The sequence below is a fragment of the Bordetella genomosp. 8 genome (genome assembly GCF_002119685.1).
In the GTDB taxonomy this organism is placed as follows: Bacteria; Pseudomonadota; Gammaproteobacteria; order Burkholderiales; family Burkholderiaceae_B; genus Bordetella_C.
Genome location: NZ_CP021108.1, coordinates 281962 through 298249, shown reverse-complemented (window position 1 = coordinate 298249; position 16288 = coordinate 281962). Strand labels below are relative to the sequence as shown.

At 66.5% G+C, this 16288-nt stretch carries 16 protein-coding genes; 3 read left to right on the top strand and 13 right to left on the bottom strand.

The genetic code is table 11. From position 1 onward, the window contains the following. Nucleotides 1–28: 28 nt before the first annotated feature. Entirely contained in the window at nucleotides 29–1666 is a 1638-nt protein-coding gene (locus CAL12_RS01390) for a long-chain-fatty-acid--CoA ligase (protein ID WP_086062844.1), read from the top strand. Nucleotides 1667–1723: 57 nt separating this feature from the next. Here the strand turns inward: CAL12_RS01390 and CAL12_RS01385 are convergent, their stop codons facing one another. The 12 genes from CAL12_RS01385 to CAL12_RS01330 all read right to left on the bottom strand — a co-directional run bounded on the left by CAL12_RS01385 (nucleotide 1724) and on the right by CAL12_RS01330 (nucleotide 14192). Further along, nucleotides 1724–2788, bottom strand: a complete 1065-nt coding sequence (locus tag CAL12_RS01385; protein WP_086062843.1) for an ABC transporter substrate-binding protein — start codon at nucleotides 2786–2788, stop codon at nucleotides 1724–1726. A 41-nt stretch (nucleotides 2789–2829) separates the two neighbouring features. Then, nucleotides 2830–3867, bottom strand: coding sequence for a CobW family GTP-binding protein (locus CAL12_RS01380; protein WP_086062842.1), 1038 nt, complete (start codon nucleotides 3865–3867; stop codon nucleotides 2830–2832). Further along, nucleotides 3845–5458: an amidohydrolase family protein gene (locus CAL12_RS01375; protein ID WP_086062841.1), complete on the bottom strand. Its 1614-nt coding sequence runs from the start codon at nucleotides 5456–5458 to the stop codon at nucleotides 3845–3847. Before CAL12_RS01375 ends, CAL12_RS01380 begins: the two co-directional genes overlap by 23 nt. A gap of 3 nt (nucleotides 5459–5461) precedes the next feature. Further along, complete coding sequence (locus CAL12_RS01370) at nucleotides 5462–6709, bottom strand: metal-dependent hydrolase family protein (RefSeq protein ID WP_086062840.1); 1248 nt, start codon at nucleotides 6707–6709, stop codon at nucleotides 5462–5464. 46 nt (nucleotides 6710–6755) lie between these two features. Further along, nucleotides 6756–7658, bottom strand: a complete 903-nt coding sequence (locus tag CAL12_RS01365) for an ABC transporter permease (protein WP_086062839.1) — start codon at nucleotides 7656–7658, stop codon at nucleotides 6756–6758. 7 nt (nucleotides 7659–7665) lie between these two features. Then, nucleotides 7666–8742, bottom strand: a complete 1077-nt coding sequence (locus tag CAL12_RS01360) for an ABC transporter ATP-binding protein (RefSeq protein ID WP_086062838.1) — start codon at nucleotides 8740–8742, stop codon at nucleotides 7666–7668. Nucleotides 8743–8745: 3 nt separating this feature from the next. Further along, nucleotides 8746–9504, bottom strand: a complete 759-nt coding sequence (locus CAL12_RS01355) for an ABC transporter permease (protein ID WP_086062837.1) — start codon at nucleotides 9502–9504, stop codon at nucleotides 8746–8748. 332 nt (nucleotides 9505–9836) lie between these two features. Beyond that, entirely contained in the window at nucleotides 9837–11174 is a 1338-nt protein-coding gene (locus tag CAL12_RS01350) for an NAD(P)/FAD-dependent oxidoreductase (protein ID WP_086062836.1), read from the bottom strand. Between the two features lie 13 nt (nucleotides 11175–11187). Then, nucleotides 11188–11919, bottom strand: a complete 732-nt coding sequence (locus CAL12_RS01345) for an amino acid ABC transporter ATP-binding protein (protein ID WP_086062835.1) — start codon at nucleotides 11917–11919, stop codon at nucleotides 11188–11190. Next, a complete protein-coding gene (locus CAL12_RS01340; RefSeq protein ID WP_086062834.1) occupies nucleotides 11916–12569 on the bottom strand; it encodes an amino acid ABC transporter permease in 654 nt (217 codons plus the stop codon). Before CAL12_RS01340 ends, CAL12_RS01345 begins: the two co-directional genes overlap by 4 nt. A gap of 33 nt (nucleotides 12570–12602) precedes the next feature. After that, the gene (locus tag CAL12_RS01335) at nucleotides 12603–13367 is read right to left on the bottom strand and encodes an ABC transporter substrate-binding protein (protein WP_086062833.1); all 765 of its coding nucleotides are present in this window, start codon (nucleotides 13365–13367) and stop codon (nucleotides 12603–12605) included. A 105-nt stretch (nucleotides 13368–13472) separates the two neighbouring features. Then, nucleotides 13473–14192, bottom strand: a complete 720-nt coding sequence (locus CAL12_RS01330; protein WP_086062832.1) for a helix-turn-helix domain-containing protein — start codon at nucleotides 14190–14192, stop codon at nucleotides 13473–13475. Nucleotides 14193–14409: 217 nt separating this feature from the next. On the opposite strand from CAL12_RS01330, the gene CAL12_RS01325 reads away from it, so the two are divergent. After that, nucleotides 14410–14730 (top strand): PsiF family protein, encoded by a 321-nt coding sequence (locus CAL12_RS01325; RefSeq protein ID WP_086062831.1) that lies wholly within the window; start codon nucleotides 14410–14412, stop codon nucleotides 14728–14730. 16 nt (nucleotides 14731–14746) lie between these two features. Further along, complete coding sequence (locus tag CAL12_RS01320) at nucleotides 14747–15478, top strand: ribonuclease activity regulator RraA (protein WP_086062830.1); 732 nt, start codon at nucleotides 14747–14749, stop codon at nucleotides 15476–15478. A 28-nt stretch (nucleotides 15479–15506) separates the two neighbouring features. Here CAL12_RS01320 and CAL12_RS01315 read toward each other — a convergent pair whose 3' ends face one another. Then, nucleotides 15507–16247 (bottom strand): GntR family transcriptional regulator, encoded by a 741-nt coding sequence (locus CAL12_RS01315; RefSeq protein ID WP_086062829.1) that lies wholly within the window; start codon nucleotides 16245–16247, stop codon nucleotides 15507–15509. Nucleotides 16248–16288: the final 41 nt, after the last annotated feature.

Sequence of the window (16288 nt, the reverse complement as noted above, 5' to 3'; positions counted from 1 at the left end):
GGCTCCGCCCAGTTGAGCAGGCTCACCCATGACACCGCAAGACATCGCTCGTTGGCCGACGCATCTTCCCTACGGGCTGACGACACCGGCCACCAATCTTTATTTCAACCTGTTCGTCTCGGCCACCCGTTTCCCGGACAAGGCCGTACTGATCGACGAACGCGGGGCGCTGACCTACCGCGAATTGCTGGCGGCCGTGGAGCGCATGGCGGGGTTTCTGGAACGGGAGCTGGGAGTACGCGGCTCGGATCCTGTCATGGTCTACATGCAGAACTCGCGCGAATTCGTCGTTGCCTACCATGCAATCCTGCGGCTCAACGCCGTGGTGGTTCCGGTGAATCCGATGAACAAGCGGGCCGAGCTGGAGCATTATCGAACGGACACGCAGGCGCGCGTCGTTTTTTGCGACAACGCCATGTCAGGTGAATTGATGGCGATGGACAGCGTCTCCGCCCTCGTTGGCGTCATCATCACCGATGCGGATGCCGTGAGCACGGACAGGCCGGGCGTGGCGGACGGCGCGGGAATGGCAATGCACGGGTTCAAGACCGCCCTCGCGGCCGGGCTTGCGCCGGTCGCGCCTTGCGACCACGATCCCGACCGGCTCGCGGTCATTCTGTATAGCTCCGGCACCACGGGCAAGCCCAAGGGCTGCATGCATACGAACCGATCGATGATGGCCAGCGTCAACTCGGTTGCCCACTGGATGGCCATGCGCTTCGACACCGTGGTCCTGGCGGCACTGCCGTTCTTTCACATCACCGGCATGCAGAACATGATGAATACGCCTATCTATGTGGGGGGCACGCTGGTATTGCTGCAGCGGTGGAACCGGGACAAGGCGGCCGAACTTATCGCGACCCACAAAGTCACCCACTGGAACACCATGCCCACCGTGATGATCGATTTCCTGGCGAGCGAGCACCTGGCCAGCTACGATCTACGTTCGCTCAAGCGCGTGGGCGGCGGCGGCGCCGGCATGCCGCAGGCCGTGGGCGAACGTATCAAGGCCCTGCTCGGCGTTGATTTCCTGGAAGGCTATGGCCTGTCCGAGGGCATGCCATTCACGGGAAACCCCGCCATCCACTTCAAGCGCCAATGCCTGGGCATTCCCTTGTTCGACACCGACGCCCGCATCATCGACCCGGCGACCTTGCGCGAGCTTTCGACGAACGAAGTGGGTGAGATCGTCATATGCAGCGACAAGCTGTTTGCCGGCTATTGGAAAAACGAACAGGCGACGCACGACGCATTCGTCACGCTGGGCGGCCAACGATTCTTCCGCACCGGAGACCTGGGTTACGCGGATGACGAGGGCTACTTCTTCATCGTCGACCGCCTGAAGCGCATGGTCAATGCGTCCGGCTACAAGGTATGGCCCACGGAAATCGAGGCATTGCTGCACGAGCACCCGGACGTGCGCGAAGCCTGCGTGATCGCCGCGCTGGACCCTTATCGGGGCGAAACCGTGAAAGCCGTCATCGTCCTGAAGGACGACGCCGCGGGCCGCATCTCGGAGACCGCCATCATCGACTGGTGCAAGGCCAGGATGGCGGCCTACAAGTATCCGAGGCTGGTCGAATTCGTCGCCGATCTTCCCAGGCTGGCGACAGGAAAGATCGCATGGCGTCAGTTGCAGGAAGCGGAAAGGGCGAAGCCGCGCTAGCGGCTCGCCATCCGCATCCCGCGCCTTCCGCCACGTAGCGGCTCGAGCAAGCTTTCCCTACAACGCGCCCTTGAACGACTTGGTCCAGTAGTCCAGGAACTCGGCCTTGGTCGCCACCAGCTTTTCCAGATCGTAGGGATAGATGCGCTTGAGCTCATCGTCGGTGAAGCCGACGCGTTGCTGCAGGTCCGGCGGCAGCGGCGCGTTGCGCACGGTGGGCGCGTAGCCCATGGCGCGCGCGAAATGCACCTGCCCTTCCGGCTCCAGCAGGGAATTCAGGTAGACCCAGGCCGCATCGGGATTGCGCGCATTCTTCGGCACCGCGCCCTCGAACGTCACCGGTATGGTGCCTTCCTTGGGAATGGCGAATCCCAGCGGCAGGCCCGCGTCGCGCCATTGCAGCGCGCGCGCCTTCCACATGCAGGCCATCCAAATCTCGCCGGACTTGAACGCGGTCGCCACCGCTTCGTTGGAGGGATAGACGCGCGGCTTGTTCTTCGCCAGCTGCTCCAGGAATTTCTTGCCGGGCTCGAAGCTCTCGAAGCGCCCGCCGCTCTGGCCGGCGCCCAGGAACAGGCCGTTGTACAGGTACAGGATGTCGGAAAAACCGACACGGCCCTTGTACTTCGGGTCCAGCATCAGCTGCACCGAATCCGGCGGCGACGAGAACTGCTGCGTGTTGTAGACCAGCGTCATCGCGCTGAAGATATGCGGAATGGAGTACGGCGTCTTGAACTGGTCGTACACATTCGCCAGGTTGGGCAGCGCGGACTGATGTTCCTGGATGGGCGACAAGGCCCCCGACCGCGACCCGTCGTACATGTCGACTTCGCCCAGCAGCGCCACGTCCATGCTGCCGCGTCGCGAATTGCGTTCGGACCGCAGCTTGGTCAGGCGCGGCACCGCATTGCCCGTGTCGAACACCACGCTGATGTCCTGCTTGGCCACCAGCGGCGAAATATATTGCTGCAGCAGGTTCTGGTAATCGCCGCCCCAGGTGCCGACGATTACTTCCTTGCCGGCCGCAAGGGCCTGTCCGGGCAGCAGCGGCAAGGCCGGCGCCAGGGCCAGGCCGCCAGCGGTCTTCAGGAAACGGCGGCGCCGCGAGCTTTCGTGGTTCATGAACGACTCCCATCCAGGAATTGAATTGAAGAGCGGGACGGTCATGCGACCGCCCGCAGGGAAACGGGCGCATCGGAAGGCAGGTCGCGCAAGGCCTCGCCATCCAGGTCCCGGGTGATGACGATCAGCACATCCTGATCGGGCGACAAGGTCGCCATGCGGCGCGGCATGCCGAAGGTCGTGCCCACGCTCTGTATCAACACCGGCTCGGCGCAATCGCTCACGCGCAGCAAGGCCTTCAGGCGGAGCAGGCGATCGCCGCACAGTCCCGCCAGATCATCCAGCCAGGTGGAAACGGCCGACCATGCCACGGGCTGCCGCACCGTGCCGCGCCACACACGTATGCGCGGATGATCGGTCCTGGCGTCCCGTCCCGCCCTGGCGTCGGCGCCGACGGCGTTCAAGGCGGCCAGCGCCATTTCCGCGGCCGACACGGCCGGCGCGGTCGCCAGCGGCGCGAACGCCTCATGGACGGCACGCTCGCGATCCGCTTCCGCCACGATCTGGGCCAGGGGGTTCATGGCTCGCGCGCGCGCCGCATGCAGGTCCAGCCCACCGTCGTCGCCGGCGCCGGACAGGGCCAGGTCGGTCTTGGTCAGCACGATCCGCTGCGCGGCGGCGAATTGCGCGGCGGCCTCTTCGAACTGCTCGTCGCCCAGCGGGCCGCGCGCGCAGTCATAGGTCGTCACCACGCTGAGCCGCAGGCCACGGCCCGTCAGCTCGGGATCCGCCAGCGACGCGATGATGGGTCCGGGCCGCGACAGTCCGCTGGTTTCCAGGATGATGCGGGCGAGCGGTCTGCCATCGGGACGCGGCGCGTTCAACAGCGCATGCACGGTATCGACCAGTCCGCTACGCAGCGAGCAGCATACGCAACCGTTGGCCAGCAGGGTCATCGGCACGCCACCGCCGCCGTCGGCCACGATGGCGCCGTCCACGCCGATCTCGCCCACCTCGTTGACGATCACGCCGGTATCGCCGGCGTCGTCCGTGCGCAGGAAGTCGACCAGCAGGCTGGTCTTGCCGCTCCCCAGGAAGCCCGACAGGACGATCAGCTCAACGGGCGTGGGGCGGTCCATCCGGATCTCCTTCCCAGCTGTCCTTGACCAGGGCCCGCACGTCGGCAAGCAGCTGCTCGGTGTCGTACACCACGCCGCCTTTCACCGTATGCCGCAACGACCGCTTCCACTCCACCTTGCCGGTCTCGTCGTTCAGTCGCATGGCGCCGGTGCCGTACAGCAGCTTGAAATCCTCCAGCGGGTTCTGGTCATGCACCAGCAGGTCCGCGCGCTTGCCCACGTCCACCGAACCGGTGTCGTCGCCTACGCCCAGCAGGTCGGCGCCCAGCGACGTGGCCGCGCGCAGCACCTCCAGGGGATGGAAGCCCGCTTCCTGCAGCAATTCCAGCTCGCGCACGAAACCGAAGCCGTAGATCTGGAAGATGAAGCCGGAATCGCTGCCGGCGCAAACCCGGCCACCCAGGTTCTTGTATTCGTTGATGAACTGCATCCACAGGCGGTAGTTCTGCTTCCACTCGATCTCGTTGGTCGTGCTCCAGCGGTACCAATAGGCGCCATGGCCGCCCCGCTGCGGCTGGAAGTACTTCCAGATGGCATTCCAGGTGTAGTCGTCGTGCCAGTCGGCGCGCCGCGCCCGCATCAGGTCGCGGTTGGCGTCGTAGATGTTGAAGGTGGGCACGAAGGTGTGGTCCAGCTCCAGGAAGCGATCCATGACCTCGCGCCATTTGGCACTGCCGGGCTGGGCCGCCTGCATGAAGGTCTGGCCAGCCAGCGCAAAGCGGAAGTACTCGTCGCCGTAGTTGTAGTCCGTGGGGAAGTCCTGCACCACGCGGTTCTCGAACAAGGCTTCGGGCAGGCCGTAGTAATGCTCGGAGCTCGTCAGCCCCCATTGCGCGGACTTCAGCGCGTTGACGCGCGTGACCGCCATCTGCGCATGGTGGCAACCGGATCGCAGGCCGACCTTGCGGGCCTCGTCCAGCGCGGCCTGCATGATGGCGGGCGGCGCGCCGAAGAACTTGATGCCGTCGGCGCCGCGCGCCTTGATCTTGCGCACCCACTCGCGCCCCTGCTCCGGGGTATGGATGGTCTTGACGCGATCGTTGACCGCGGGAAACACCACGTGCGCCAGGATGCGCGGCGCGGCGATTTCGTTGCGCTCGGATTTCTCCTTCTGGTCCAGGTTGTAGCCCAGGCCGTTCATGGAGCCCATTTCGCGCACGGTCGTCACGCCATGCGCGAGCCAGAGCTTGTAGATGTAGTCGGCGGGCGGCGCCACGCCGCTCATGGTGTGGTATGGCGTGCCGATATGCGCGTGCGCATCGACGAAGCCCGGCGTCACGAACTTGCCGTGGCAATCGACTTCATGGTCGCCGGCGGCCGGACGGCGGTCGGGGTTGATGGGCTTGTGCGGCGTGCCCACCAGCACCAGCGCGGCGATGCGGTCGTTTTCCACCACGATGTCCACCGGTCCCCAGGGTGGCGCGCCGGTACCGTCGATGACGGTCGCGCCGCGCAGGACCAGCCGCTTGAACGGACCATCGCCGCGATCGCGCGCGCTGGCGGCCGTCGGCGGATGCCAGCCCTTGGCCGCGTTCAGCGCGCGCGATTCCTCGCCGACATCGACATTGGCATAGGGGTTATCGATCGCCATCGCTCAGGCCTCCGCCGCACCGTGGAAGATCTTGCCGTCCTTCATGACCAGATCGATGTGGTCGCCCTGGCCCAGCAGGCAGGACACGTCCTTGTAGGGATTGCCGTCGACCACCAGCACGTCGGCGATGGCGCCCGGGACGATACGGCCCAGGCGGTCTTCCATGCGCAGCACTTCGGCGGCCACGCTGGTGGCGCTCTGTATGACCTCGTGCGGCGTCAGCACCTGGGTCCGCAGGCGGAACTCGTCGCTCTGCAGCCGCTGCGACGGCCCCAGCAGGTCCGATCCGTAGCCCATCTTGACCCCCGCCCGCTTGTAGATTTCCAGCGACTTCAGGCCCGCGGTACGCACCGTGGCGATCTTGGCGACGCTGTCGGGCGGCAGGCCGTAGTCGGCGCCTTCGTTGGCCAGGGCCTCGTAGGTGACCAGCGTCGGCACCACATAGGCGCCATGCGTCGCCATGACGGCGGCGGCGTCCTCGTCGATCAGGTTGCCGTGCTCGATGGTGCGCACGCCGCATTTGACGGCGCGGCTGATCGCTTCAGCGGTATAGGCATGGGCCAGCACATAGGTCTGGCGGCCGCGCGCCTCCGCGACGATGGCGCGGATCTCGTCTTCGGAATAACCGAAGGACGCAATCGGGTCGGTGGGCGACGCCACGCCCCCGGACGCCATGATCTTGATCTGGTCCGCGCCCATCTGCAGTTCCTGCCGCACGGCCCGGCGCACCTCATCGACACCGTCGGCCACGCGGCCGATGTCGCCCGCGCGAAAGCAGCAACCGCAGAAGCTCATGGGCCGCAGGTGATCGGAACGCGGACGCGGATCGCCATGCCCGCCGGTCTGGCTGATGGCGCGGCCGGAGATGAACAGGCGCGGCCCCACCAGCGTGCCTTCTTCCACGGCGCACTTCAGGCCCCAGCCGGCGCCGCCGGCGTCGCGCACGGTGGTGAATCCGCGGCGCAGCATGGCCGCCATGATCGGCACCGCGCGCATCATGACCAGCGCGTCGGGGAGCATGCCTTGCGTGCTCAGGTTCAACTGGGTCGCCATGACGTGCGCATGCAGGTCGATCAGCCCCGGCATCAGCGTGCGCCCGCGCACGTCGATGGCGCGGGCCGACCGCGCGCCTATCGGACGGTCGGAGACTTCCTTGATCGCGCCGTCTTCCACCAGCACGTGCATGCCTTCGCGCAGCTCCGGCGAGTCGGGGTCCAGCAGATTGGCGTTCTCGAACAGGACTGCGGTCATACTCGGCCTCCCGGCGCGTGTCTTGGTGGGTGGATGGCGATCGAGATCAGGACGCCATGGTTTTCACATAGCGGCGATGGATCAGCCAGTTGGACAACAATGCCATCAACAGGGTCGCGCAGACCAGTATCAGCGCCATGGCCGATCCGAACGGCCAGTTGGACGCGCGGGTGATCTGGTCGTACAGCGCGGGCGCCATCATCGTCAGGCCGGTGCCGCCCAGCAGCACCGGCGTGGCGTAGGCGTTCATGCAAAGGATGAAGACCAGCATGGTGCCCGCCGCGACACCGGGCGCGGCGATCGGCAGAACGACGCGGCGAAACGTCGTGAAGAAGTCCGCGCCCAGGTTGCGGGCGGCTTCCTCCACCGAAAAATCCATGCCTTCCAGCACGCTTTGCAGCGTCAGGATCAGGTAGGGCATGACGACGGCGGTGGTGCCGATCACCACCGCCGTGGGCGTGTACATCAGCTGCAGGGAATGCTCGATCAGTCCCAGGCGCTTGAGCACCGCATTGACGATGCCGGCGTTGCCCAGGATCACCATCCACCCGGCCGCGCGCACCACGCTGCCCACCATCAATGGAAATACCAGCAGGATGACGAACAGGCTCTTGTAGCGGCTTTCCGTCCTGGCCAGGAAGTAGGCCACCGGGAACCCCAGCACCAGGGCCAGCACCGTGCACAGCGCGGCCACGCCTATCGTGGTCAGGAACACGTTGCGGTAGTAGGGATCGGCGAAGAACCGGGCGTAGTTCTCCAGCGTGAACGCCTGCTGCATCATCTCGCTGGGATCGAAGTGATTGAAGCTGTACCGGACAAGCTGCAGCAGGGGCACCATGATGATCAGCAGCACCACCAGCGACGCCGGAAAGGCCAGGCCGGCGCCCAGCGGCACGGGCCGGGTGGTGGAAGCCGCCGTGGACGCGGGAACGGATGCCGATGCACTCATGGGCGCCTCAGTCCGCGAACGTGACGCAATCGGCGGCGTCGAAGCAGGCGTACACACGGCTGCCCGGGCCTGGCGCCGCGCCCGTCCCGGCGGCGGGCAGGGCCGACTTCCAGCCGGCATCGTTGGGCAGCTGGCTGACGATGGCCTCGCCGTTTTCCAGCTTGACGCGAACTTCGAGCTGGGCCCCCAGGTAGACCGTGGATTCCACCACGCCGGGCAACGCATTGCCGCCGCCAGGCTGCGCCGACAGGCGCACGCGTTCCGGTCTCACGCCCACATGCCGCGCGCCGGCCAGCGCGCCGGCGACGTGGATGCGCGCGCCTTGCTCGGTACCGAACACGCCACCGTCGGCCAGCCCGCCACGGAAGAAATTCATCTTGCCAAGGAAGTCCGCCACGAACAGATTGGCGGGCCGCTCGTACAGGGCGTCCGGGGAGCCCACCTGCTGTACCTTGCCGTCATGCATGATCGCCATGCGATCGGCCACGGCCAGGGCTTCCTCCTGATCGTGCGTCACGAAAATCGTGGTCAGTCCCAGCCGCTGCTGCAAGGCGCGGATCTCTTCGCGCACTTCCAGCCGCAGCTTGGCGTCCAGGTTGGACAGCGGCTCGTCCAGCAGGAAGACCTTGGGCTGGATGGCCAGCGCGCGGGCGATGGCCACGCGCTGCTGCTGCCCGCCCGACAGCTGGCGCGGATAGCGGTCGCGCAGCGCGGTCATGCGCACCATGTCCAGCACGTCGCGGATGCGGCCATCGCGCTCGGCCGCGGGCACCTTGTGCATCTCCAGCCCGAAGGCGACGTTCTGCGCCACCGTCATGTGCGGGAACAGGGCATAACGCTGGAACACCATGCCCGTGTCGCGCTTGTGGACGGGCAGGTCCGTGATGTCCTTGCCGCCGATACGGATGGTGCCGGCGGATGGCGCCAGGAATCCGGCGATCATGCGCAGGGTGGTGGTCTTGCCGCAGCCGCTGGGCCCCAGGAAGGCAACCAGCTCGCCGTCGGCGATCTCCAGCGAAAAGTCGGCCACGGCTACCGACGCGCCGAACTGCTTGTGCAGATGTTCCAGTGAGACCTTGGCCATCGGCTATACCACCTGACTGAGTTTGACGAAGCGATCGGTCACCAGCATGATCAGTCCCAGCAGCAGTATCTGCACGGACGAGACGGCGGCGATGGTCGGATCCAGATTGAATTCCAGGTACTGCATGATGGCGATGGGCAGGGTGGTCCGCCCCGGTCCGACCAGGGACAGCGACAATTCCAGGTTCTCGAACGAGACGATGAAGCTGAACAGGCCCGCCGCGACGATGGCGGGACGCAGCATGGGCAGCGTGATGCGCATGAACGCCACGCGGCCGCTCGCGCCCAGATTGCGCGCCGCCTCCTCGATGGAAGGATCCAGGCCCGCCATGCTGGCCGTCACCAGGCGCACGGTCCACGGAATGGTCAGGCACACATGGGCCGCGACCAGGCCGCCGTAGGTGCCGACGATATCGCGGTCCAGCAGGTTTTCCGCGCGCAGATAGAACAGGTAGATGGCGATGCCGGCGACGATGCCGGGCACCAGCAGCGGCGACAGCAGCATGGTGTTGACCCAGGCCGCCCCCGTAAAGCGGTAGCGCACGATCGCCAGCGCGGCCATGACGCCCAGCACGACGCCGCACGCCGCCGCCAGCAGGGCCACCTGCAGGCTGAAAACGAAGCCATTGGCGAAGGCGTCGTTGGCCCAGGCCTTGACGTACCACTGGACGGTATAACCCGATGGCGGGAAATACAGGATGGCGTCCTTGAAGAAACTGAGCCACACCACCACGACCAGGGGGCACAGCATGAAGCCGTACATCGATGCCACGAACGCGCGATGCAGGAACCTGGCCCAGGGAAAACGGGTGCCGCGCCGCGCCGCGGGCGACGCACCCGCTGCGGGATGAGCTGTACTGGCCAAGAAACTTGTCCTCCGAACGTATCGCGCCGTTGGCAGGGAAAACCCCCGCTAGAAAGACATCCGCCGCGATGGTGGAACCGGCATCTTAGGAAGCCGGGCCGCGGGTTGGAATAATGGTTAACCTCAATACAAACGCGGCGCTACCGCCGGCCGCTGCCCATCGCATGCCTGGCGCTTCCCGGCAGCCGCACCGCGAAAGGCGCCCCCTGTGATCCGGCTCAAGCGATGCGTCAAACGCCGCCGTCCGTCAGCCGATACCAGGTCACGACGGCATTCACGTAGACACGCCGCAGACCGTACAGCGGAAAAGGCTTGATGGGCGACAGCGGCACGGGCAGCGACGCGGCCGAGCCCGTGACGATGTAGTCCGCCATCGCCTTGCCCATGGCGGTCTGCAAGCCGACGCCACGTCCCTGGCAGCCGATGTCGATCAGCAGGCCGGGTTCGGGCTCATGCAGATGCGGCAGATAGTCGCGCGTGATGGCGACCCGGCCGCACCAGCGGAATTCGAAAGGCACGCCGGCCACGCGCGGGAACATCTTCACCATGACCCGCTCGAGATGGCGCCAGTCCGCCACGCTGCGCGGCTCGCGGAACGGCCCGCGCCCGCCCATCAGCAGACGGCCCTGGTGATCCTGGCGAAAGTAAAGCAGCAGGTTGCGGGTATCCGAACACACCTGACCCTGCGGCAGGATGCCGGCCCGCACATCCTCCGGCAGCGGCTGCGTGGCCACCTGGAAGGTATTGGCGTCGATGATGGTCGGCTTCAGTCCTGGCCACAGGCCGGCGCCGTAGGCATTGGTGCACATCACCACCCTGTCGGCGGCGACGGTGGCGCCGGAGACCGTCGTGGCGATCCATGTGCCGCCGTCGCGCCGCAGGTCCGTCACCGGGCTGGCCGTGTGGACACGGGCCCCCGCATTCATCGCCGCGCGCGCCAGTCCGCGCACGTAGCTCAGGGGCTGTATGGCGCCGGCGCGGGTGTCCATCCAACCGCCCAGGTATTTGTCCGTGCCCAGCAGCGCGCCGACCTGTGCGCGGTCCAGCGGGCGCGTATCGACGCCCCGTCGCGCCCACTGCGCCGCGCGCTTGTGCGCGAGCGCCAGCGCCTGTGGGGTATGGGCGCCCTGGATCCAGCCGGCGCGCGTGCGCGGTACATCCATGCCGTGCCGCTCGATCAGGTCGAAGACGATATCGGCCGTGCGTCCGGCGAAGTGTATGACCTGCTCGCCGCGTTCCGGTCCGTAGTGCGCCAGCAGCTCGTCCGGGTCGTACTTCAAGCCGGGGATGACCTGGCCGCCATTGCGGCCCGAGCCGCCGAAGCCGATCTGCTGCGCCTCCAGCACGACGACATTCACGCCGCGCTCCGCCAGGTGCAGCGCGGTGCTCAGGCCGGCGTAGCCGCCGCCGATCACCAGCACGTCGGCGCTGGCCGCGCCCGCCAGGGCCTCGGTGGGCGGCGCCGTGCCGGCGGTGGCCGCCCACAGGGATGGCGACAGGGGAAAAGGCCCCTTTCCGTCGCCATCGAACACGCCGTCGGCGGCGCTGCGGCTCTGAGCTTGCGGCATGATGAGGTGGTCCTTACATGGGATGCAGCACGCGGCGCAGGAAATCCTGCGTGCGCGGATGAGTGGGATGATTCAGCACTTCGCGCGCGACGCCCTGTTCCACCACCACGCCGCCGTCGAAGAACAGCACGCGATCGGCCACTTCACGAGCGAAGCTGATTTCATGGGTGACCACGACCATGGTCATGCCGTCGTCGGCCAGCTTGCGCATGACGCCCAGCACGTCTCCCACCAGTTCGGGATCCAGCGCGGACGTCGGCTCGTCGAACAGGATGGCCTTGGGTTGCATCGCCAGCGCGCGCGCGATCGCCACGCGCTGCTGCTGGCCGCCGGACAGCTGCGGCGGATGCGCATCGGCCTTGTCGGCCAGGCCGACGCTGGCCAGCAATTCCCGTCCACGCTCGGTGGCCTGCGCGCGCGGCTCGCCCTTGACGTAGATCGGCCCTTCGATGACGTTCTCGAGCGCGGTTCGATGCGGGAACAGGTTGAAGCGCTGGAACACCATGGACACCTGCGTGCGGATCGACACGATGGACGCGGCGTCGCAATCCACGCGCTGTCCGTCGACGGTGATCTCGCCCTGGTTGTAGCGCTCCAGTCCGTTGATACAGCGCAGGATGGTCGACTTGCCCGAACCCGACGGGCCGATGATGCACACCACCTCGCCCTTGCTGATTTCGGCATCGATGCCCTTCAACACCTCCAGGCTGCCGAACCGCTTGTGCACGCCTCGCATCGCGATCATCTGGCGGCGCTCCTTTTCTCGAGGTGGCGCACCAGCAGGATGAGCGGCACGCACATCACCAGGTACATCAGCGCGACCAGCGTGAATACCGTGGCGTTCTTGAAGGTCGACACGGCGATCAGCTTGCCCTGCAGCGCGAGCTCCGCCACCGTGATGGTGGAGGCCTGCGAGGAATCCTTCAACATCATGATCATGATGTTGCCGTAGGGCGGCAGCACGATGCGCACGGCCTGGGGCAGCACCACGCGGCGCATGGTCAGGCTCCAGCTCATGCCCATCGCCATGGCCGCTTCCACCTGCCCGCGGTCGATCGCCTCGATGCCGGCGCGAAAGTTCTCCGCCTGGTAGGCCGAGTAGGCGATGCCCAGGCCGATGATCGCGGCCTGCACCGCGGTCAGCGCGATGCCGGCATCCGGCATGACGAAGTAGATGTAGAACAGGAGCACGATGATGGGGATGCCGCGCAGCACATTGATCAGGCCGGCGCTGAACCTGGCCAAGGCCTTGATGCCGGACACGCGCATCAAGGCCCAGACCAGGCCCAGCACCGTCGACAAGGCCAGCGAGCCCACCGTCACCAGTATGGTCAGCTTGGCGCCCTGCAACAGGATGGGCAGGTACTCCCGCGCATCCTGGAAAAATTCCATCATCGTTTTATCCCCCGTTGCCTGGCTGCGTCAGGGTCAGGCCAGGCCCCACTTCTTCAGGATGGCGTCGACCGTGCCGTCGGCCTTCAGCTTCTTCAGCGCCGTGTCGATCTTCTTCAGCAACTCGGGATCGTCCTTGCGCGTGGCGATACCGACGCTGCCGGTCACGGCGGGCTTGTAGCTCTTGACCATGCGCAGGTTGCTGAAGGCGCCGCTGGCATTCTGGTTGATGGTGTAGGCCGCGATCGGATAATCCATGAAGCCGCCTTGGATGCGGCCGGCGTTGACGTCGCGCATCATGTCGGGCGGATTGTCATAGAGCTTGACCTCCTTGAACACACCGCTGTCCTGGATGGGCTTGACGAAGGCGGTGCCGACCTGCACGCCCACGGTCATGCCTTTCATGTCGGCGAAGCTGGTGTATTCCTTGGTGTCGCTCTTGGGCACCATCAGGCCTTCACCATAGGTGTAGACGGGGTCGGAAAAGGACACCACTTTCTGCCGTTCCGGCGTGATGAACATCGCGGCGGAAATCACGTCGATGCGCTTGGACTGCAGCGACCCGATCAAGGCGGAAAACGCCATCGGTTCGATCTGCACCTGGAAGCCGGCCTCCTTGCCTACCGCCTTCATGATGTCCACCATCACGCCTTCGATGGAATTGGTCTTGGTATCCAGAAAGGTGAACGGACTGCCGGTGGGCGTGGAGCCCACCTTCACGACGGCCTGCGCGCCGGCCGTGGCGGCCGCGGCCAGCGAAATCGCGGCGAACAGGGATGCGGCGATGGATCTGAGCTTCATGGATCGTCCTTTTATGCGTGAAGTGAAATCGCGTGACGTTGACATGCCGGCGGCGGCGAGCCACAGTCCGTTGACGTTGAAGTAAGGTCCTCCGGTCAACGGGCGCTAGGTTCGCCGGCGCCGTCCTTCCCGAGGCCGGGGCGGCGATGCGGTCGCATCGCCATCCGCATCAGCCGCGATGTTGCTGATGGCCCAGATCACTTCCGTGCGGATATCGCCCGGATTGCGCCAGCGGCGCGGCGTGCGGCTGGCATAGCAGAAGCTGTCGCCCGCGCGCAGCAGCATGACGCGGTCTTCGATGCGCAATTCCAGCAGGCCGCTCAGGACCACGCCCACCTGTTCGCCCTTGTCCGTGATGAACAGCTCGTCGCCGGTGGAACCGCCGGGCGCGATGGAGATACGGCACAGGTCCATGGTGCGCGCGGCCGGCGGCGTGACTACTTCCTTGGCGATGCCTTTTTCGTCCAGGCGCAGCATGCGATGCGTGCCGGCGCGCTCGACGTTGTCGCCGGCGGCCGTGTCGTCGCATTCGGCGTTGCGCAGCAGCGTGTCGGCCGACACGCGCAGTTCGCGCGCCAGCAAGCGCAGCGTCTTCACCGATATCGAACTCAGCCCGCGCTCGATCTGGCTAAGCAGGCCCAGGGACATGCCGCAGGCACCGGCCACGTCGGCCAGCGATCGGCCCTGGTCCTTGCGCAGCTGGCGCAGCTGTTCGCCCAGCCAGAGGTCAACCAGCGAATGCCCCTGGCGCACGGCGCGCGGCCGGACCGCGGCTCGCGCGTCCGGCGCCGGCGTGGGCTTGCGTGCGGCGCTCGACAGGGCCATGGAAATGAAATTTTCACGATCTTGGAATTTTCAATGCTAGCGGCGGGCGGCTGCCAGCGGCAACCTAGGGACATCCCGCGTTTGCCCTCTTGCGAGCGGCCCGGCTTTGGAACATGATCGCCGCACCGGCGGAGCGCGCCGGCGTGTGCAGGGGCGGCAGGCGTACGCGCGAGCATGCAGGACGACACGCGGCCGGCCCTCTTATCGAGAGGACATCATGCTTTTTCGACATCGCACGTTGATCATGGCCGCCATGGCGGCAAGCCTGGCCGCTTCGGTATCGATGGCGCAGACCACCGCGCCGGCCAAGACCCCCACGCCGCAACAGGAGCGGATGGCGAAATGCAGCGCCGCCAACAAGGGCAAGACCGGCGACACCTACAAATCCGCCATGAGCGCCTGTCTGAAAGGCGAACAGCCCGCCGCCACCCTGACGCCGCAACAACAGAAGATGAAGGACTGCAATGCCCAGGCCAGCAAGCAGGCGCTGAAGGGCGACCAGCGCAAGACCTTCATGAGCACCTGCCTCAAGGGTTGACCAGGAGAACACCCACATGACCACGCAAGCCGCACCGCTGGATGGCAGCATCGTCCAGGCCCTGACGCACATCACCACGGCGACATTGACCACCGTTCTGCTGAAGAAAGGCCTGCGCAATGTCTGGATCCGCGGCGCGGCGCCATTGCGGTCGGATAGCCCCCGTATCGTGGGGCGGGCCTTCACCCTGCGTTTCGTCCCGGCACGGGAAGACCTGGCGACGCCGGCGTCATGGGCGTCGCCGATATCCACGCGGGCCGCGATCGAAGCGATGCCCGATGGCTGCATCGCCGTCGTCGACGCGCTCGGCGTGACGGACGCCGGCATCTTCGGCGACATCCTGTGCGCGCGCATGCGCAAGCGTGGCGTGGCGGCGCTGGTGACCGACGGCGTGGTGCGGGACCTGGCCGGCGTGCTGGGTACGCAGCTGCCGGTATGGTGCCGCGGCGCGGCGGCGCCGCCCTCGGTGGCCGGCCTGACCTTCGTCGGCTGGCAGGAAGCCATCAGCTGCGGCGGCGTGGCGGTGTTTCCCAATGACGTCATCGTGCTCGACGCCGACGGCGCCGTGCTGATACCCGCCGCCCTGCTGGAAGAAGTCGTGCAGGCCGCCGTCGAACAGGAACAGCAGGAGGCCTGGATCATGGAACAGGTGGAAGGCGGCGCGCAGCTGCCGGGCCTGTATCCGCCCAATGCCGAGAACCAGGCACGCTACCAGGCCTGGCGCGCGCAGCGGCGCGACCAGTCCTGAACCTTCCCGCCCGCGGGGGCCGGGCGGATCAATCCTGCAGGCCGCGCACGTTGCGATACGCGCAATACCGCGTGTCCACGTAGCGCCGCCGGAATTCCACCGGCTTGTCCTGGAAGGTATACGCCGTACGCTCGACCTGCAACACCGAGGTCCCTGGTTTGAGTCCGAAGGCCGCGGCCACGCCGGCGTCGGCATCCGCGGCGGTGACGTCCTCCTGCACGCGCACGACCGACACGCCGTAGCGTTCCTGGTAGTAGCCGTAGATCGAACCGCGCCGCGCCGCGAAATCCTGGCCGGACAGGTTGGGGAACACGTTCAAGGGCATCCACAGCCGGTCCAGCATCACCGGTACGCCGTCCATCCTGCGCAGGTTCTCCACATGGGCGAGCGAGCCGTTGCGTTCGATACCGAACAGCGCGGCGAAACGCGCGGTGGCGCGCTCCCTGGCGAAGGACAGCAACTCGGCCGTCACCTTGATGGCCGCGCCCGTCGGATCGACGTAGTTGAAGTACAGGTCGAAGGCATGGTCGTCGGTAAAGCGCGCGACTTCCGTGCCGCGCCCGGCACGGCGCGTCAGCAGCCGCTCGGCCACCAGCGCCTCGACCGCCCTGCGTACCGTCCCGATGCCTACGCCGAACAACCTGGCCAGTTCGGGTTCCGGCGGCAGCCGGTCGCCGGCGGCCCAGACCCCGGTGCGCAGGCGCTCGACGATTCCGGCACGGACGATTTCATAGAGAGGCTGGTCGAACGAAGGTGCGCTGGCGGGCATGGCGGGATCCGGGAAAGGCTGGCCATCATTGTATCAATTCG